Origin of the sequence: Eudoraea chungangensis, from assembly GCF_029360665.1 — a bacterium.
GTDB lineage: Bacteria > Bacteroidota > Bacteroidia > Flavobacteriales > Flavobacteriaceae > Eudoraea > Eudoraea chungangensis.
In genome coordinates, this window is the sequence record NZ_JARDUB010000001.1 from 829,688 (window position 1) to 848,985 (window position 19,298).

Annotated in this window: 19 protein-coding genes; 18 read left to right on the forward strand and 1 reads right to left on the reverse strand. The window is 35.1% G+C overall.

The features are described from left to right. Positions 1 to 332 precede the first annotated feature (332 nt). Entirely contained in the window at positions 333 to 518 is a 186-nt protein-coding gene (locus PXG98_RS03630; RefSeq protein WP_276389046.1) for a twin-arginine translocase TatA/TatE family subunit, read from the reverse strand. A gap of 178 nt (positions 519 to 696) precedes the next feature. Here PXG98_RS03630 and PXG98_RS03635 point away from each other — a divergent pair, with 178 nt between their 5' ends. The 18 genes from PXG98_RS03635 to PXG98_RS03720 all read left to right on the forward strand — a co-directional run bounded on the left by PXG98_RS03635 (position 697) and on the right by PXG98_RS03720 (position 19,298). Further along, complete coding sequence (locus tag PXG98_RS03635) at positions 697 to 1,566, forward strand: M23 family metallopeptidase (RefSeq protein WP_276389047.1); 870 nt, start codon at positions 697 to 699, stop codon at positions 1,564 to 1,566. A 5-nt stretch (positions 1,567 to 1,571) separates the two neighbouring features. Further along, positions 1,572 to 3,068, forward strand: coding sequence for a GH3 family acyl-acid amido synthetase (locus PXG98_RS03640; RefSeq protein WP_276389048.1), 1,497 nt, complete (start codon positions 1,572 to 1,574; stop codon positions 3,066 to 3,068). A 76-nt stretch (positions 3,069 to 3,144) separates the two neighbouring features. Beyond that, positions 3,145 to 4,830, forward strand: a complete 1,686-nt coding sequence (locus PXG98_RS03645) for a DUF6909 family protein (protein ID WP_276389049.1) — start codon at positions 3,145 to 3,147, stop codon at positions 4,828 to 4,830. A 2-nt stretch (positions 4,831 to 4,832) separates the two neighbouring features. Continuing rightward, positions 4,833 to 5,837 carry a hypothetical protein gene (locus PXG98_RS03650; RefSeq protein ID WP_276389050.1) on the forward strand — a complete coding sequence of 335 codons (1,005 nt, stop codon included), beginning with the start codon at positions 4,833 to 4,835 and terminating at the stop codon, positions 5,835 to 5,837. Beyond that, complete coding sequence (rfbB, locus tag PXG98_RS03655; protein ID WP_276389051.1) at positions 5,834 to 6,898, forward strand: dTDP-glucose 4,6-dehydratase; 1,065 nt, start codon at positions 5,834 to 5,836, stop codon at positions 6,896 to 6,898. The genes PXG98_RS03650 and rfbB overlap by 4 nt, the downstream gene beginning before the upstream one ends. Before the next feature lie 28 nt (positions 6,899 to 6,926). Continuing rightward, entirely contained in the window at positions 6,927 to 7,793 is an 867-nt protein-coding gene (gene rfbA / locus PXG98_RS03660) for a glucose-1-phosphate thymidylyltransferase RfbA (protein ID WP_276389052.1), read from the forward strand. Then, positions 7,793 to 8,338: a dTDP-4-dehydrorhamnose 3,5-epimerase gene (rfbC, locus tag PXG98_RS03665; protein ID WP_276389053.1), complete on the forward strand. Its 546-nt coding sequence runs from the start codon at positions 7,793 to 7,795 to the stop codon at positions 8,336 to 8,338. The genes rfbA and rfbC overlap by 1 nt, the downstream gene beginning before the upstream one ends. Further along, a complete protein-coding gene (rfbD, locus tag PXG98_RS03670; RefSeq protein ID WP_276389054.1) occupies positions 8,335 to 9,108 on the forward strand; it encodes a dTDP-4-dehydrorhamnose reductase in 774 nt (257 codons plus the stop codon). Before rfbC ends, rfbD begins: the two co-directional genes overlap by 4 nt. Before the next feature lie 46 nt (positions 9,109 to 9,154). After that, a complete protein-coding gene (locus PXG98_RS03675; RefSeq protein ID WP_276389055.1) occupies positions 9,155 to 10,342 on the forward strand; it encodes a UDP-N-acetylglucosamine 4,6-dehydratase in 1,188 nt (395 codons plus the stop codon). Between the two features lie 8 nt (positions 10,343 to 10,350). Next, positions 10,351 to 11,490: a LegC family aminotransferase gene (locus PXG98_RS03680; RefSeq protein WP_276389056.1), complete on the forward strand. Its 1,140-nt coding sequence runs from the start codon at positions 10,351 to 10,353 to the stop codon at positions 11,488 to 11,490. Beyond that, on the forward strand, positions 11,477 to 12,118 hold the full coding sequence (locus tag PXG98_RS03685) for an acetyltransferase (protein ID WP_276389057.1): 642 nt from the start codon (positions 11,477 to 11,479) through the stop codon (positions 12,116 to 12,118). The genes PXG98_RS03680 and PXG98_RS03685 overlap by 14 nt, the downstream gene beginning before the upstream one ends. Continuing rightward, a complete protein-coding gene (gene neuB / locus PXG98_RS03690) occupies positions 12,108 to 13,112 on the forward strand; it encodes an N-acetylneuraminate synthase (RefSeq protein ID WP_276389058.1) in 1,005 nt (334 codons plus the stop codon). Before PXG98_RS03685 ends, neuB begins: the two co-directional genes overlap by 11 nt. Then, entirely contained in the window at positions 13,109 to 14,284 is a 1,176-nt protein-coding gene (gene neuC, locus PXG98_RS03695; RefSeq protein WP_276389059.1) for a UDP-N-acetylglucosamine 2-epimerase, read from the forward strand. The genes neuB and neuC overlap by 4 nt, the downstream gene beginning before the upstream one ends. Then, positions 14,271 to 15,317, forward strand: a complete 1,047-nt coding sequence (locus tag PXG98_RS03700) for a nucleotidyltransferase family protein (protein ID WP_276389060.1) — start codon at positions 14,271 to 14,273, stop codon at positions 15,315 to 15,317. The genes neuC and PXG98_RS03700 overlap by 14 nt, the downstream gene beginning before the upstream one ends. After that, positions 15,317 to 16,030 carry an acylneuraminate cytidylyltransferase family protein gene (locus PXG98_RS03705; protein ID WP_276389061.1) on the forward strand — a complete coding sequence of 238 codons (714 nt, stop codon included), beginning with the start codon at positions 15,317 to 15,319 and terminating at the stop codon, positions 16,028 to 16,030. Before PXG98_RS03700 ends, PXG98_RS03705 begins: the two co-directional genes overlap by 1 nt. Further along, positions 16,027 to 16,944, forward strand: coding sequence for a Gfo/Idh/MocA family protein (locus PXG98_RS03710; RefSeq protein ID WP_276389062.1), 918 nt, complete (start codon positions 16,027 to 16,029; stop codon positions 16,942 to 16,944). The genes PXG98_RS03705 and PXG98_RS03710 overlap by 4 nt, the downstream gene beginning before the upstream one ends. Next, the gene (locus PXG98_RS03715) at positions 16,941 to 17,678 is read left to right on the forward strand and encodes an SDR family oxidoreductase (RefSeq protein WP_276389063.1); all 738 of its coding nucleotides are present in this window, start codon (positions 16,941 to 16,943) and stop codon (positions 17,676 to 17,678) included. Before PXG98_RS03710 ends, PXG98_RS03715 begins: the two co-directional genes overlap by 4 nt. A 24-nt stretch (positions 17,679 to 17,702) precedes the next feature. Continuing rightward, on the forward strand, positions 17,703 to 19,298 hold the full coding sequence (locus PXG98_RS03720; protein ID WP_276389064.1) for an acyltransferase family protein: 1,596 nt from the start codon (positions 17,703 to 17,705) through the stop codon (positions 19,296 to 19,298).

The following is a 19,298-nucleotide window of genomic DNA, read 5'->3' on the forward strand; positions in this document are numbered from 1 at the left end:
GAAAAACAAAATCTAAGATTTAGAATAAAGGTTAGTTTTAGTAAGACTCACATTATCAGCTACATCTGTAACCAAAAATAAACCTATATCTTATCTGGATTTAGTTTTTGTTGTGAAATAGAACATTTTTGTCGTGTATGTCCAACTTATGTATTTCATCGATACGCCGCTTACCTATAAAGCCTTAGAAAATCAAGAAGTAGTCTGTATTTGTGTTAAAGCAAATTCGATTAAAATAGAATACCGATAAGTATAATAACGGGAAAGGATAAAAAAAATGCGCCATAATAGCGCACTCTAGTTATATTATAATATTTCTAAGATTGAGCGGTCTAATTGTCCTTATTTTCTTCAAGTTGTTCATCTTCTTTAGAGGCATCTTTGAATTCTTTTATTCCACTACCAAGGCCTCTCATTAGCTCAGGAATTTTCTTTCCTCCAAAAAGAAGTAAAACAACCATGACGACGATGGCAATTTGCCATGGACCTATTGCTAAGAATGTTACTGCAGCGATCATATTATTTTAATTTAGTAAAATCAAAGGTACTAAAAAGTCTTTACTTTGCGGTTTATTAGAACGGCTTCTTGGGAAAATAATTGTAATTTTTTCAAAAAACCATAAAAGAATAATCAGTCTATATTAAATTAACACCTTATTAGCTTTAGACAAAAGTCGAATCTTATCTTTGTAAACGATGGCTAAAAAACAAAAGAAAAGGAAAGAGTTGCGCAGAAAACTTCTGCATAAGTATCGTTTGGTGATATTGAACGAAAGTACATTTGAAGAAAAAATTTCCTTTAAGTTAAGTCGTTTGAATGTTTTTGTTACTGGAACATTGCTTATTGTAGGGCTCATTGGCTTAACAACTTTATTAATTGCCTTTACTCCTTTAAGAGAGTATATACCTGGTTATTCTTCTACCAAGCTTAAGCGTCAGGCCACCGAGCTTACCTATAAAACGGATTCATTGGTAAATGTTTTAGAATATACCAATAGGTATTTATCTAATATTAGAATGGTATTAAAAGGTGAGGTTGAAAACAACCAGGTCAATAGAGATTCTCTCTTTCAACAGTTTAAAATAGACCCCAATACAGTTGATCTATCTCCGATTAGGGAGGATTCCTTATTGAGAGCTGAGGTGGCCTTGGAAGATAAGTACAATCTATTTGAATCGGACTCTGAAAACAAGGCTTTAATTTTTTTCTCCCCATTAAGCGGCACTATTTCCCAACCTTATAATCCTAAAATAAAACATTTTGCCGTAGATATTGTCTCCTCCAAAGATACTCCGGTAAAGGCAATTGCTCCGGGCACAGTGGTTTTTGCCGAATGGACAGCAGAAACAGGTTATGTTATCATCCTAGAACATAAGAACGGACTTATTTCTGTATATAAACACAATGGTGCTTTGAACAAATCTCAAGGAGATTTTGTAAGAGCAGGAGAGGTAATTGCCTCAGTAGGTAACACAGGACGATTGACAACCGGACCTCATTTACATTTTGAGTTGTGGAATAATGGAAACCCTATGAATCCAACGGATTATGTTGATTTTAATTGAGCACTATGTCTATAAAGTCTTACGCTTCTCTTTTGTTTGCTCGTTTTATTGTTAGGAAAACTAATAAATGGAAGAACCACCCTCAAAGCGCTCAGGAAAAAGTTTTTAAATCGCTAATTAAACATGCAGAAAAAACAGACTTTGGGAAAGACCATAATTTTCATTCCATAAAATCGCATAAAGACTTTGTTAGAAATGTGCCGATTAGAGATTATGAGGCACTAAAACAATACGTAGATAAGATGGTTGATGGGGCTACGGATGTTCTTTGGCCAGGACAACCCCTATATTACGCAAAAACTTCTGGTACCACTTCTGGAGCAAAATATATTCCTATTACTAAGGCATCCATTAAAGAGCAAGTGCTGGCTTCCAGAAATGCCATATTAAATTATATAAATGAAACAAAAAACACACAATTTGTAGATGGAAAATGGATTTTTTTGCAAGGAAGTCCAGAATTAGAAGACTTAAATGGAGTTCAGCTAGGTAGACTTTCAGGTATTTCGGCGCATTATGTGCCTAATTATTTACAGAGTAACCGGTTGCCCAGTTGGGAAGCCAATTGCATAGAAGACTGGGAAACCAAAGTAGAGCGTATTGTTGACGAAACAATATCTGAAAATATGACCGTTATAGCAGGGATCCCTTCATGGGTACAAATGTATTTTGAGCGCCTAAAATTAAGATGCAATAAGAATATCGGGGATCTTTTTGAAAACTTTCAACTCTTTATTTACGGCGGAGTTAATTATGAGCCATATAGGGCAAAGTTTGAAGAACTTATTGGCCGTAAAGTAGACAGTATTGAACTCTTTCCTGCTAGTGAAGGATTTTTTGCTTATCAGGATTCTCAAAAAGAGAAGGGAATGTTGTTATTATTGAATTCTGGAATTTTCTATGAATTTGTTAGGGCGGATCAATTTTATGAAGCGGACGCCCCAAGGCTTACTATAACCGAAGTGCAATTAGCTGTAGATTATGTAATGATTATTTCTACAAATGCAGGGTTATGGGCGTATAACTTAGGAGATACCGTTCAATTTGTATCATTAATTCCATTTAAAGTAATTGTAAGTGGAAGAATCAAGCATTTTATTTCTGCTTTTGGGGAACATGTTATCGCTAAGGAAGTAGAATACGCCATGCAGGAGGCTTTAAGTGCCTCAAAGGCGATTATCAATGAATTCACAGTGGCTCCACAAATAAGTCCTATTAATGGCTTACCATACCACGAATGGTTTGTTGAGTTCGAAAGTGAACCAAAAGAAATGTCTGCTTTTATAGAGAAATTGGATTTAAGCTTGCAAAAGCAGAATAGTTATTACTTTGACTTGATAGAAGGTAAAGTACTTCAACGTCTTATAGTTACTCCTGTAAGAAAGGGTGGATTTCAAGATTTTATGAAGAAGAAAGGTAAGCTTGGCGGACAAAATAAGATTCAGAGACTGTCTAACGACAGAAGAATTGCAGATGAATTACAAGAGTTTATACAGAAGTAGCCAATAGTTGTTTAGTTTTAGGCTTTCCTTGACTTCTTTAGCCATAAAATATTTAATGTAATTTTGTTTTACGGAAATGAAGAATATTAAGGATACTACCAGGGCACAAGAATCTACAAATGCCATTGAACGCTTGTATATTACAATGCGCCATCTGTTTAATAGAGGTTTTTACAAACCGAATGGTGTTTCAGGCGCTACCCTTCGAAATGCCTTACTCCTATTACAGCCTGAGATATATGGTTCCATAGCGGAAGAAAAAACAGAATTGAACGGACTGCTCTATGTTCTGGATCGCCTACCCAGAGGAATTGAAGAATGCAGGTATATCAATCTAACCTCAGATGAGGGATATCGAAAATCTCATTTTGAAGTAATTATCCCTCCCAAAAGAAGAAGGAACTGTTATAGAATAGATGAAGAACAGATGAATATTGAAATAACACGCGGCAGATCGGATATTTATGATATTCTTACTCATCTCACTTTTCTTTATATTGAATCAGATAAGATATGCAGACGTGTACTTATTGAAGACACGGATCAGACCATTAGAGATTGGGTGAAATTGGAAAAGGCAGTGTCCTTGGGTAAACTGACCGAAAAACAAAGAGAAACGGCCCTGATTCACACAGCGAATATTTTAGGAAGATCTTTTTTGGAGATATTAGAAGTCTACAATAAGCTTAAGACAAAGGAAAATCCTGAACGTTTTCTTAAAGTCGTTTTTTGGCTTGGCAGACTGGCAATTGAAGAAGAAACTGGCGGAGAAAAGAGGGTTGTTACGTTTAGTTCTATTTTAAGGGAACGCTTGGGACATCATATACATGGTGAAATTTGGGCCAATACTATTAAAAAAGAGCTGCAAACTAAAAACCTACTAACACGACCTATTCATATCATTAGTGCCAACATGCACAGTGTTGTAAATTCTCTTTACGCTAAAAAAGCTTTAAAGGAGGATTTTGCAGAAAAGGAGTCTCTAAGCATCTTTGAGGCCTTGAGTTCTCCCGAGAATAACGCCTTACGAAGCAAAGTATATAGGGTTGCGGAAGAAAATGGGATGATGTTTATACCCGATAATTCGGGAACGAATATCGACGTCCAAATCTTTGATATGGCCAAACTTGGTCCTGAAGCCTGTTGCTATGAATTGAAAGACAACTTATCTCATGATCAAAAACCTATTATCTTTGTTATGGACTATGCGTTTGGTGAGCAGGCATATGAAACTATTGATGAATTACTAAAACCCTTTATTTCTAAGACAGGGAAAGAGTATTATTTAAATGTTATATCAATCTCAATTATGGGGAAAGCAGGTATTTTAGATGGGGGGAAGGGAGATTTAATGATTCCTTCTGCGCATATTTTTGAAGGGACTTCAGATAACTATCCGTTTAAGAATGAATTATCGGCACTTGATTTTGATGGGAACGGCTTAACAGTAAAAGAAGGTACAATGGTAACCGTTTTAGGAACCTCATTACAGAATAGAGATATATTAGAATTTTTTCATAACTCTACCTGGGGCGTTATTGGCCTTGAAATGGAAGGAGTTCATTACCAAAAAGCCATCCAATCAGCTTCAAAAATTCGAAGAAGTATAAGAGAAGATATAAAAGTGAGGTATGCGTACTATGCCTCAGACAATCCTTTGGAAACAGGAAGTACCTTAGCATCTGGAGGTCTTGGAACTACAGGGGTAAAGCCAACTTATTTAATTACAGATAAAATTTTACAACAAATTTTTAATTCCTAAACATGTCGGATCAAAACACCAACAAATCAAGTATTCCAAATGACGAAATAGATTTGGGGCAACTAATGAATAATATTAGAAAGGGATTCACTAATATTTTAAGAGGGTTCTTGCGCTTTTTCTTATATATCAAACATAACTTTATAAAGCTTGTCATAATTTCTGTAGTTGGATTGGCCATGGGTTTTGGACTGAACAAGATTACAACCAAAAAGGAGAAAATTGAGGTTATTGTTAAACCATTATTAGAAAGTAAAAATTATCTCTATGATGCTGTATATGAAATAAAGGCAAAATTGAAATCTAAAGATGCTGCTTTTTTTGATCAATTTGGTATTGAAACAGAAAAACTCCAGGGCTTTGACATTGATATCATTCCGGTTGAAAAAGAATCTTCAGGAGACATAGAAGATGACGTTAAGTATCTTACCATGTTGGAGAAATTTAAAGTTGATCCCGTGGTTTCGGATGTTGTTAGAACGGAAATCCTTAACAATAGTACTTTAAACCATAAGATTGTTTTTAGTTATAAAAACCATGAGGTAGGGAAAACCTATGCCAAAGAGTTACTTAAATATATAAATTCAAATGAATACTATTCTAAATTAGTTGCAGTAAGAATAGACAATGCCAAGAATAGAATTCTCCTTAACCAAGGTCTAATTGCACAGGTAGATGAATTAATTAATAACTATTCTTCCAAATTATCAAGTAATTCTAAGGAAATGGAAGGTAAATTGATTTTGAGCAATGAAGATCCATTGGATATAACGGGGTTGCTTGGGCTCAAGAATGGGTTGTTAAGGGATATTGAATCTAAAAAATTAGAATTAGAAGGGGAAAAGCAAGCAATTACCGTAATAAATTTTGGCAACCCTCAGGTGATTCAGAAATCGTTCTTTGGAAATAGCCTCATTTTGGTACCAGCGGTATTAATCATTCTATTTTTACTTTTCGATTTCGTAAAATACCTTAATAAGAAGGCAAAACAGATGGGGCTCGAATGATAAGATCAGCGAATAAAAAAACGTTACTGATAACGGGAGGAGCAGGTTTTATCGGCTCTCATGTAGTAAGAAAGTTTGTTAAATCGTACCCACAATATCACATTTATAACCTTGATGCTCTTACATACGCAGGGAATTTAGAAAACCTTAAGGATATTGAAGATTATCCAAACTACACTTTTATTAAGGGTGATATATTAGACGTTGCATTAATCAGTGAAATTTTTTACAAGTATAGATTTGATGGAATCATCCATTTGGCTGCCGAGTCTCATGTAGATAGATCAATAGACGAACCTCTTGCCTTTGTTAAGACAAATGTTTTAGGAACTGTTAATCTTCTAAATGCGGCAAAAAATTTATGGCAGGATACAACTCAAGGATGTCGGTTTTATCATATTAGTACAGATGAAGTTTATGGTACCTTAGGAAAGGATGGTTTATTTAGTGAAACTACAGCATATGACCCTAATTCACCTTACTCTGCCTCAAAGGCAAGCTCTGATCACTTTGTGAGAGCCTATGGAGAAACCTTTGGCCTTCCTTATGTAATTTCCAATTGTTCTAATAACTATGGCCCGAATCATTTTCCAGAAAAGCTGATCCCGCTTTTTATCAACAACATAATGGAAAATAAGGCACTGCCTGTATACGGAGACGGTAAGTACACTCGAGATTGGTTGTTTGTTAAAGACCATGCCAAGGCCATTGACTTGGTCTTTCATAATGGTAAAAACCAAGAGACTTATAATATAGGCGGTTTTAATGAATGGCAGAATATTGATTTAGTAAAACTTCTGTGTAAGATGATGGATCAAAAATTAAATAAACCTGAAGGGACCTCACAAAGACTAATTACTTTTATAGCCGATAGGCCCGGACATGATCTGAGGTATGCCATAGATGCAAGTAAAATAAACAAGGAACTGGGTTGGAAACCTTCTGTTACTTTTGAAGAAGGTCTTGAAAAAACTATTGACTGGTATCTAGATAATCAAGAGTGGTTGGCAAATGTTACTTCTGGGGATTATAAGGATTATTATAAAAAAATGTATAAATAAAGAGATCTCTCTTTGTATCTAATTAGTAATGAAAGGAATTATTTTAGCAGGGGGCTCTGGCACAAGACTACATCCGTTAACCTTATCGGTGAGTAAACAACTTATGCCAATTTATGACAAACCAATGATTTATTACCCTTTGTCTACTCTCATGTACGCAGGCATTAAAGAAATTTTAATTATTTCAACCCCAAAAGACCTACCTCTCTTTAAAGAATTATTGGGGGATGGCAGCAAATATGGTTGTTGTTTTTCCTATGCCATTCAAGAAGAACCGAAAGGACTTGCCGATGCTTTTATTGTTGGATCCCAGTTTATTGGAAACGATAAAGTTGCCTTGATTCTAGGGGATAATATTTTTTATGGAACCGGATTAACAAAACTTTTACAGTCCAACAACAATCCCGATGGAGGCATAATATATGCCTATCGCGTAACCGACCCCGAACGCTATGGAGTGGTCGAATTTGACGATAGAGGGAAGGTTATAAGTATTGCAGAGAAACCATCTGAGCCGAAATCTAATTTTGCAATTCCAGGAATATATTTTTATGATAATGAGGTAGTTGAAATAGCTAAAAATATTAAACCTAGCGCAAGAGGAGAACTAGAAATAACAGATATTAATAAGGAATATCTAAAGAGAGATAAGCTTAGCGTAAGCATTTTAGACAGAGGTACGGCCTGGTTAGATACTGGGACCTTCCAATCCTTGATGCAGGCGGCCCAATTTGTTGAAGTACTCGAAGAAAGGCAAGGACTAAAGATTGGGGCAATAGAAGTTGCCGCATACGAAATGGGTTATATTGACAAGGGGCAATTTATAAAATTGGCAGAACCTCTTTTGAAGAGTGGTTACGGAAAAAACTTGTTAGGGATTCTTAAAAATTATTAATGACCATAAAAGAGACCAAATTAAAAGGATGTTATCTTTTAGAACCGGATGTTTTCTATGATGCTAGAGGGCATTTTATGGAGTCTTTTAATAGTAAGAGATTTAATGAGGCTATTGGCTCATCCATTAGTTTTGTACAGGACAATCAATCTTTTTCAAAAAAAGGTGTAATAAGAGCACTACATTTCCAAATAGGAGAACATGCACAAGCCAAATTAGTAAGAGTGCTATCAGGTAAAGTACTTGATGTTGCTGTAGATCTAAGAAGGAATTCACCAACATTTGGAGAACATGTTTCCTATGAATTAAGCCATGAAAACAGAAAGCAGCTTTTTATACCCAAAGGCTTTGCTCATGGATTTGTAACCTTAAGCGAAGGTGCTGAATTACTATATAAATGCGACAACTTCTATCATAAGGAAGCAGAAAGAGGAATTATATATAACGACTCCGAGTTGGGAATAGACTGGGGATTATCCGATGAAAAGGTAATTCTATCCGAAAAGGACCGTAGTTTACCTTTTCTAAAAGACCTGGATTTATGACAAAGATATTAGTTACAGGTGCTTCTGGACAGTTAGGTAAGAGTATTCAAAAAGTGAGTTTGTCCTTTAAAGACCTAAAAATAGTCTTTACAGATTCTAACAGCCTGGACATTACAAATAAAGAGGCAGTCTCAAAGTTTTTTTATGAAAACAGTTTTGACTATTGTATAAATTGTGCAGCATATACCAATGTAGAACAAGCCGAAGTAACTCCTGAAATTGCATTTAAAGTTAATTCTGAGGCTATTCAATATTTAGTGGAAAATTGTCTTAATCAGGATGTTGTATTAATACATATTTCAACAGACTATGTGTTTGATGGCAAAAAAAAGGAAGGCTATTTTGTTACCGACCCAACTAATCCGATCAACGAGTACGGGAAATCAAAATTGGCCGGGGAGAAGATTATCCAAAGGGATATGAAAAAATACTTTATTGTTAGGACATCATGGTTGTATTCTGAGTTTGGGCATAATTTCTATAAGACCATACTAAAAAAGGCGAAAGAGGAGAAAATACTTTATATAACAGACAAGCAAACGGGCCAACCCACTAATTCAAATAACTTGGCCTTTTATTTGTTAAAAATTGTTGCCGCAAAAGATGACAATTATGGCATTAGGCATTTTACAGATAAGGAAACAATGACTTGGTATGATTTTGCCATAACAATCCTAAAAGAACATGAGTTAGAAGGTATTTGTAGAATAGAAAGAGCTGGGAATTATCGTACTTTAGCGGAAAGACCAGAATATAGTGTTTTATTGTAATTAGGATTTCACCATAAAAGTCTTATTGAAGAAATTGTATTAAGATATGGATCAACTAAGATTGATAGGAAGGGAAAAAGAGTTATTTGTAAATGATATTAAAAATCATCAGAAAGATTTAGAAGGAATTGTGTCTTCCTCTACATTTTTGGTTTTGGGAGGTGCAGGTACCATAGGTCAGGCTGTTACCAAGGAGATATTTAAGAGAAGTCCCTTAAAGCTTCATGTAGTGGATATCAGCGAGAATAACATGGTAGAATTGGTTCGCGACTTACGCAGCACATACGGCTATATTTCCGGAGACTTTCAGACTTTTGCCTTGGATATTGGTTCTATTGAATATGACGCTTTCATAGAAAGTGACGGCAAGTACGACTATGTTTTAAATTTGTCCGCATTAAAACACGTTCGCAGTGAAAAAGATCCTTTTACCCTAATGCGAATGATAGATGTAAATATTTTTAATACAGAAAAAACATTAAATCAGGCAATTGCCAAGGGCAGCCGTAAATATTTTTGTGTTTCAACAGATAAGGCTGCCAACCCTGTGAATATGATGGGGGCATCCAAACGAATCATGGAAATGTTTTTGATGCGAAAAAGCAAAGAAATTAAGATTTCCACCGCTCGTTTTGCTAATGTTGCATTTTCGGATGGATCGTTGTTATATGGGTTTGAAAAACGTATTCAAAAACGGCAACCTATTGTTGCCCCCAATGATATTAAAAGATATTTTGTAGTTCCCAAAGAATCTGGTGAGCTGTGTTTAATGTCTTGTATTTATGGGGAAAACAGGGATATTTTTTTCCCAAAACTCAATGAAAACCTCCATTTAATTTCTTTTGCAGATATTGCTGTGAAATATTTAAATAATCTTAGTTATAAACCATACCTCTGTAGAGATGAACAAGAGGCAAGAGATTTAATTTTGAGTTTGCCGGATAAAAACCAGTGGCCGTGCCTGTTTACAAAAAGTGATACCACTGGGGAAAAGGATTTTGAAGAATTTTATACAGAGAAAGAAGTTTTGGATTTAAACCGATTTGAGAATCTGGGAATCATAAAAAACGACTTATTATTTGATGATGAAAAACTGACCTTATTTGAAAATACAATTGTTGATTTAAAAAAAGAAAAATCATGGACCAAAGACCAACTGGTTGAATTATTTTTTACAATGATACCTAGTTTTGGACATAAAGAGACAGGAAAATATTTGGACCAAAAGATGTAATTACACCTATGTTTAACTCTACGATATCCTTCATAAAAGAAAAATTTGATCAACAAGCATTTATTCCTCTTCATGAACCTTGTTTTGCAGGCAATGAAAAAGAGTATCTTTTGGAATGTATTGATTCCACTTTTGTTTCGAGTGTCGGTAAATTTGTGGACCAATTTGAAGATAAAGTTGCAAAATTTACCAAGGCTAAGTTTGCGATAGCGACTGTAAATGGCACCTCGGCTTTGCACACTGCACTTCTTTTATCTGGAGTTGAAAAAAATGATGAAGTTATAACCCAGGCCCTAACTTTTATTGCTACTTGCAATGCTATTAGCTATATAGGTGCACATCCGGTGTTTGTTGATGTGGATAAGGCGACCTTAGGCCTCTCCGCTGAAAAGTTAGAAGAATTCTTATCTGCCAATACGCAAGTAATCAATGGGATATGTATCAATAAATTAAGTAAGAGAAAAATCAAGGCGGTAGTTCCTATGCATACTTTCGGTTTTCCAGCACAAATGGAAGAGCTATTAGCGGTGTGCAAAAGATACAGCCTACCAATAATAGAGGATGCAGCAGAATCATTGGGAAGCCTATATAAAGGAAAACATACCGGCACGATGGGTCTATTTGGGGTATTTAGTTTTAATGGAAATAAAACTATAACTACTGGCGGCGGTGGGATGATTGTTACAGACGATCTAGAACTTGCTAAAAAAGCGAAGCATTTAACTACAACTGCCAAGATTCCTCACAAATGGGATTTCGTACATAATCAGATTGGTTACAACTATCGACTACCCAATGTAAATGCCGCTATAGGATGTGCGCAAATGGAAATGCTACCAAAAATAATTGCAAAAAAAAGGGCATTAGCAGCAGATTATAAAGAGTATTTTGAGTTACAAAAAGTTAACTTTGTGACAGAACAAAAAGAGTCTTTGGCAAATTACTGGTTGAATACTCTAATTTTGAATGATGTAAATGAGAGGAATTCTTTTTTAGAAGAGACCAATGCTCAAGGCGTCATGACCAGGCCAATCTGGAAATTAATGAATCATTTACCAATGTTTAATAAAGCACAAACCGACGGCCTAGAAAATTCTAAATGGTTGGAGGAGAGGGTAGTAAATATTCCTAGTAGTGTCAAATTCTAAAGATGTTTACTTAATGGGTTATTCTGGCCATGCTTATGTTGTAGCCGATATAGCATTGGCAAATAACTATAGTATAAAAGGCTATTTTGATTTTCAAAAGAGTTTAAAAAATCCCTACAAGATCCACTTCCTTGGCAATGAAAATGAAGTTGATGTACCAAAAATAATTGCTGATGCTGCCGTTTTTCCTGCAATAGGTTCAAACCTAATTCGAGAGAAAGTAACAAACTTTATTATAAAAAATGGTCTAAAGCAAATAAGACTATTCGCTCCAAGTTCTTTTATTTCGAACAATGCTGAAATTGAATCCTCAACAGTGATTGGGCCTAATGCTGTGGTAAACAGCTTAAGTACCATAGGGCTAGGCTCTATAATAAATTCCGGTGCAATAGTAGAGCATGAATGTAGCCTGGGTTCCTTCTCGCATTTAGCTCCGGGAGCCATTTTAGCCGGAAATGTAAAAGTGGGAAAAAGAACCTTTATTGGAGCCAATGCAGTGGTAAAGCAAGGGGTTGAAATAGGAGATAATGTAGTTATTGGTGCAGGTTGTGTGGTTATTGAAGATATTCCTTCGAATGGCACATGGGTTGGAAATCCAGCGAGAAATATAACAAAACATGCGAAATAAAGTACTAGTCATTGCAGAGGCAGGGGTTAATCACAATGGAGATATATCTATGGCTAAGAAGCTTATAGATGTGGCTTGTGAAGCTGAGGTTGATTTTGTGAAATTTCAGACTTTTAACGCTAAAAAACTAGTTAGCAGGTCTGCAAAAAAGGCTAAGTATCAGGAGGAGAATACAAAGGACACTTCGGAATCTCAGCTGAAAATGTTACAAAGACTTGAACTATCCCAAGAAGACCACTTTGAACTAATTGCATATTGTAAGACTAAGGGAATAAACTTTTTGTCTACGGGTTTTGACCTGGAAAGCTTGGAATTCTTAAATAAGCTGGGGATCCCATTGTTTAAAATCCCTTCAGGTGAGATTACAAATTTGCCTTATTTAAGAAAAATAGCCTCTTTTGGAAAGCCAACAGTGTTATCGACTGGAATGGCAAATATGGCAGAAATTAATGAGGCCATAATAGAGCTCTTATCGCAGGGATTAACAATAAAAGACCTCACGATACTGCATTGCAATACTGAATATCCTACACCTATGGAGGATGTAAACCTTAGAGCTATGCAAACCATCGGAGATGCATTTGGAGTTGCCATAGGATATTCGGACCATACTTTGGGGATTGAAGTTCCGGTTGCGGCTGTTGCTCTAGGGGCAAAGGTTATTGAAAAGCACTTTACTTTAGACAGGGGATTAAAAGGACCAGACCACTTGGCTTCATTGGAACCGGGAGAATTAAAGGAAATGGTTAGGTCTATTCGCAATATTGAAATGGCTATGGGAAATGGGATAAAAGAGCCAAGTAAAAGCGAGGTTAAGAATAAAGAAATAGCCCGTAAGAGTATTGTAGCTAGCCAAAGTATTAATAAAGGAGAATACTTTTCAGAAAGAAATCTAGCAGTCAAAAGACCTGGTACAGGAATAAGTCCAATGAAGTGGGATAGCATTATTGGTACAAAAGCCACAAAGGACTATAGAGAAGATGATATTATATGAAAAAAATCGCCGTAGTTACTGGTTCCAGAGCCGAGTATGGTCTTTTAAAACCACTAATTAAACTAATTGCGTCAAAGGATGATCTGGAGCTACAACTAATAGTAACGGGGATGCATCTTATGCCAAAATTTGGGGATACTTATCTTCAAATAGAAGAGGATGGATTTCATATTACAGCAAAAATTTATGATGATTTAGTTGGAGATTCTTCCCGAGAAATATCTAGGGCTATGGGCAATACGATGATTGGTTTTGCAGATGCTTTGGAAGAGCTAGAGCCAGATATCATGGTAGTCTTGGGAGATAGGTCAGAAATATTTTCAGCGGTTGCAGCTGCCCTTATTGCACTAATACCCGTCGCTCATATTCATGGAGGCGAAACAACAGAAGGAGCTTATGACGATTATTTAAGGCATGCGATTACTAAAATGAGTATGTTCCATTTTGCCTCGACGGAAATTTATAGGAAGAGAATTATTCAAATGGGAGAGAATCCCGATAAGGTTTTTAATGTTGGCGCTATTGGGATTGATAGTATTCGCTCATTAAATTTAATGACCCAAGAAAATTTGGAAAAATCACTTGGAAAAAAATTATTAAAGAATTCGGTGTTAATCACTTTTCACCCGGTTACCTTAGAAAATGCTAGTGCTCAAAATCAGTTTGGAGATCTTTTAAAAGCCTTGGACGAGCTAAAAGACACTACCTTAATTTTTACGAAACCTAATTCCGATAAAGACGGAGATATAATCATAAAAATGATCGATGATTATGTATTTCAAAACGCCTCTAAGGCAATTGCCTTTACCTCATTAGGTCAATTAAGATATTTATCTGCATTACAGTATGTATCTTTTGTTATTGGAAATTCATCTAGCGGAATACTCGAAGTTCCCTACTTTAAAATTCCGACTATCAATATAGGTGATAGACAAAAGGGACGAATTATGCCTAAAAGTGTTATTAATTGCAAACCAAGTTACCCAGAAATTCTAAGGGCCATTGGCCAGGCAAAGGACGATGATTTTTTGAATGAGATTCAATCGCAAAAGAACTTATATGGGGATGGTCATGCCGCAGAGGCCATACTGGATAAGTTGGAATCCTTTGATTCCAAAGAAATGAAAAAACCGTTTTATGACATCAAAGATTTAGATTTTGAAAAACCATAGAAAACATATTATTAGTATTGACAGCACTGTAAAAGAGGCACTTATTAAGCTAAATGACTTGGGGAAAGACGCTGTTCTTTTTGTAGTTAATAATAAGAACAAATTAATGGGGTCTTTAACTGACGGAGATGTTCGTAGAGGACTTATTAGGGGTATTACCCTAGACAGCACTTTGAAGGAGGTAATTCAGGGAGAGCCGAAGTTTGTTAGAAAAGGAGAGCAGAATATTGAAGAAATAATTCAATATCGTGAAGGTAATTATAGAATATTGCCCGTGATTGATAAAAAAGACAGAATAGTAAATGTTATTAATTTTAGAGAATTACGTTCATATCTGCCTTTAGATGCGGTTATTATGGCTGGCGGCATGGGTACTCGGTTAAAACCACTAACCGAGAAAACTCCCAAACCATTACTAAAGATTGGCAAAAAGCCAATTATGGAACACAACTTAGATAGACTAGCGTTGTATGGAATTGATGACTTTTGGGTTTCGGTAAAATATTTAGGAGAACAGATAGAAGGCTATTTTGGGAATGGAGATTCTAAAGACATCCAGATTCAGTACGTATGGGAAAATGAGCCTTTGGGAACAATTGGTGCTGTTTCCAAAATTGAAAGTTTTAACCACGATTACGTTTTATTGACGAATTCAGACATACTAACCAATTTGGATTACGAACATTTTTTCTTAGATTTCTTAAAGCAAAAAGCCGATTTATCTGTTGTTACCATTCCGTACAAAGTAGACATACCCTATGCCGTATTAGAAACAAGTAATGGCCATGTCTTAAATTTAAGAGAGAAACCTACCTATACTTATTATTCCAATGGAGGGATTTATTTGATAAAAAAAACAGCACTAAAATTTTTACCCAAAGGCGAGTTTTTTAATGCTACGGATTTAATGGAAAAACTTATAGCAGAAAAGAAAAAGGTAATTTCATACCCGCTTTCGGGCTATTGGCTAGATATTGGAAAGCATGAGGACTTTGAAAAGGCACAACGAGATATAGAACAAATTAAGTTTTAATGGAAATTTTAGTTACTATCTGTGGAAGAGGTGGATCTAAAGGGATTCCCGGGAAAAATATTAAGGAATTAAACGGGCGGCCTTTAATAGAATACACAATCATGCATGCCAATAGCTTTGCAGAAAATAAGCAGGCAGATATTGCCTTGTCTACTGATGATACCGAAATTTTAAACATAGCAAAAGAGTGCGGACTTAAAACGGATTATAAAAGACCAGATTATTTAGCAACGGATAAAGCAGGAAAAATAGAAGTTTTAAATGACGTCTTATTGTTTTATGAGAATACAAAACAAAAGCATTACGATGTTATACTTGATTTGGATATAACTTCACCTCTGAGAACAATTAATGATTTAAATGAGGGTCTTGAAAAACTAATACAAAACCCAGATGCTATTAATTTATTTTCAGTTTCTAAACCACATAAGAATCCGTATTTCAATGTAGTAGAAGTTGCTGAAGACGGCTATGTTAAATTAGTTAAACCTAGTGAAGTGAGGTCCAGACAAACCGCCCCTAAAGTCTACGATATGAATGCCTCATTTTACTTTTATCGGAGTAAATTTTTTAAAGAAGGATACAAATCTGCTATAACTCCACGCAGCCTATTTTATCTTATGGACCATATCTGTTTTGATTTAGATGAACCATTAGATTTTGACATTATGGAGTACCTCTTAAGTCAGAATAAACTAGGAATGCAGCTATGAAAGTACTGATTTTAGGTTTGGGTTCTATAGCTCAAAAGCATATACATGTATTAAAAGAACTAGAACCAAAAGTGCAATTATATGCGCTAAGATCTTCTGAAAATTCAGATACACAAAAAGGGGTCACCAACCTATTTACTTATGAGGAACTGAGGCAATACAAATTTAATTTTGTTTTAATTTCTAGTCCTTCTTCCATTCATTGGGATCAAATTTTTCGCCTACAAGATCTAAATGTTCCCATGATGATTGAAAAACCATTATTTATTAGTAAAGATCAAATTGAAGCTTTTGAAAAGAGCAATAGTAATTGGCCATTAATGTATGTAGCCTGTAATTTCAGATTTCATCCATTAATTAAATTTATTAAGACTTACTTAAAAGAAAACCCATCTAAGATTAATGAAGTTAGTGCGTATTGCGGGTCTTTTTTGCCAGATTGGAGACCTGGAAAAGACTATACCAAAGTATATAGTGCAATTAGAGAGCTTGGAGGTGGCGTGCACTTAGATTTAATACATGAAATAGACTATTTAGTGTATTTGTTTGGACTACCCCTTAGTTCTGTATCCAAAAAAAGAAAATCGTCGAAATTAGAAATCAATAGTTTTGATTCTTCAATGAGTATTTTGGAGTTTAATAGTTTTCAGGCACAAGTAACGCTTAATTATTTTAGAAAAGACACGAAGCGAAATTTAGAAATTGTTCGCGAAAAAGACACCTTATATGTAGATTTTGTAAAAGGTGAAATTACCAATTTGTTTAATAATGAATTGCTTTTTAAGGTGAAGGATTTGTCCATATTTGTGACCTATAAAGAACAGATGGCCTATTTTTTGGAATGTGTTGATAAAAATAAGTCGCCAATGAATTCCCCTAATGAGGCAATTGCAGTTTTAAAGTGTATACTATGAATTTAGATGGAAAGATAATTTTGGTTACTGGAGGAAGCGGCTTACTGGGGCGTGCAATTCTAACAGATATTAAACAGAACAATGGAACGGCCATAAACCTGGATATAAACGCAGATAATAATATCGACAAAGGTGAAATCAATTTAGACATTACCAGCGATAAGTCAATAAAGCAGGCTATTACCACAATTCTAAAAAAGCACAAAAGAATAGATGGGTTGGTCAATAACGCCTACCCAAGAACCTCAGACTGGGGAAAGGCTTTTGAAGATGTTAATCCAGATTCGTTTAGTAAAAATATAGATATGCAGTTAAGCAGGATTTTTGCCCTTTCTCAACCTGTATTAGAAATAATGAAGAAGCAAGGTTATGGTTCTTTAGTTCATATGTCTTCGGTTTATGGCATTGTTGGAAATGATTTCACGGTATACGAAAATACTCCTCTAACCTCACCCGCAGCTTATTCCGCAATCAAAGGAGGACTTATAAACTTCAGCAGGTATTTGGCCTCTTATTTTGGAAAATACAATGTAAGATCTAACTGCGTTTCTCCCGGCGGGATTTTTGATCACCAAAACAAAATATTTGTAGAACAGTATGAGTATAGGGTCCCCATGAAAAGAATGGGAACTCCTAAGGATATTGCACCCATTGTGAGTTTTTTACTGTCAGACGACTCGAGCTATATTACAGGGCAGAATATAGCCGTAGATGGAGGTTGGACAGCTATTTGAGGGAGAACATATTATTTATAGCATATGAGAATTGATTCATTGGATTACCTGCGGGGTTTAATGGCAATAGCGATTATGTTCTATCATTATTTTGTATGGACATTTGGCATCTATGGAAGTGACACACTCTTAGGCAAAATAGGACTTTACGGGGTTTCCATCTTCTATGTTTTGAGTGGTTTAACACTCTATTTGGTATACGAAAACAAGCTCAGCCTCACTAATTTATTCTACTACTTTAAAAAAAGAATTTACAGAATATTTCCTCTATTGTGGATATGTGTTTTTCTAAATATACTTCTTTTAACGAATACGTATACAACTACTAAAGTATTGCTTAATTTGTCCGGTTTATTTGGTTTTATTGCGGTGGATCAATATATACCAACAGGAGCGTGGTCTATAGGAAACGAACTGGTATTTTATGCTTTTTTTCCAGTGGTATTGTTACTTTCCAAGAGACTTAAATTCTTACAGGAATTGTTTTTTATAAGTTCCGTCTTGGTTGCTACTTACTTTGCTTTTGGTCCATTGTCCGCGAAGAATACAATTGGAGAGGCATGGAAATTATATATTAATCCTTTTAATCAATTATTTTTATTTTCAGGAGGAATTTTAATGGGAAAATATGCTATAGGCAGAAAGAATAGTCTGCTAGGATTCCTTCTGCTTGTCCTGGGACTTGGATTACTTTTTTTTGGCCCTGGCAAGGGAGATTTAATTGATTTAATTATTAGTTGGAAAAGATTCCTTTATGCCGGGGTGTCATTTATATTACCACTGGCGTTCCTTTTAATAAACTATTCCTTTAAGGGATTTTTTGGAAGGATTCTATTGAAATTTGGATATATTTCTTATTCCATATACTTGATTCATCCTATTATTTATTGGTATTTGGTAAAATTTATAGAAAAGGAAGACAGTCCAATGATGTTAGTAGTTATAAGCCTAACTTTAACACTTATAGTAAGTTACTATATTTATATTCTAATCGAAGCTCCTTTTATAAAACTAGGCAAAAATTTGAGTTTGAAAAAAGATGGTATCAGAAATTTAAAGGCCAAATCATTCTATTGGTTAATACCAATAGTAGCTATAATTATTCTGCAATTAAATAAACGGAATGCCGATGTTCAGGGGCAAGCTAGGGAAATTCAGTTGCAAAAAGAAACCAACTCTCCCTATGTAAAGCTTTTAAATCAATTACCGGTTTATAGGGATAGTGTATATAAGATCTATATTGCCGAGATTAATTCCAAGAACAAAATAATTTTCATGAGAGATGGCTTGCTTTCAGACCAACAGAAAAACAGTAAATTTTTTATTCATATTTATCCCAAGGATACTACCTTACTCCCCGGGCAAATAAAACATTTCGCTTTAGATTTTCATAATAAAGTAACAGAGTTAAGCTATAAAGGAGAAACTTATTTTATATCGGATCAAGAACTTCCTTCATATATTATTTATAAATTAAATGCCGGGCAATACGGTTATAATGGAGATAACAGTATAAATTGGCAGATTGAAGATCTAATAATGGGCAAAAAAATAGGAAAAGTACTTTCAGAGAACCGGGAATCTATGTCTATTTTTGAGTACCAAAGAGATACTTTTTAA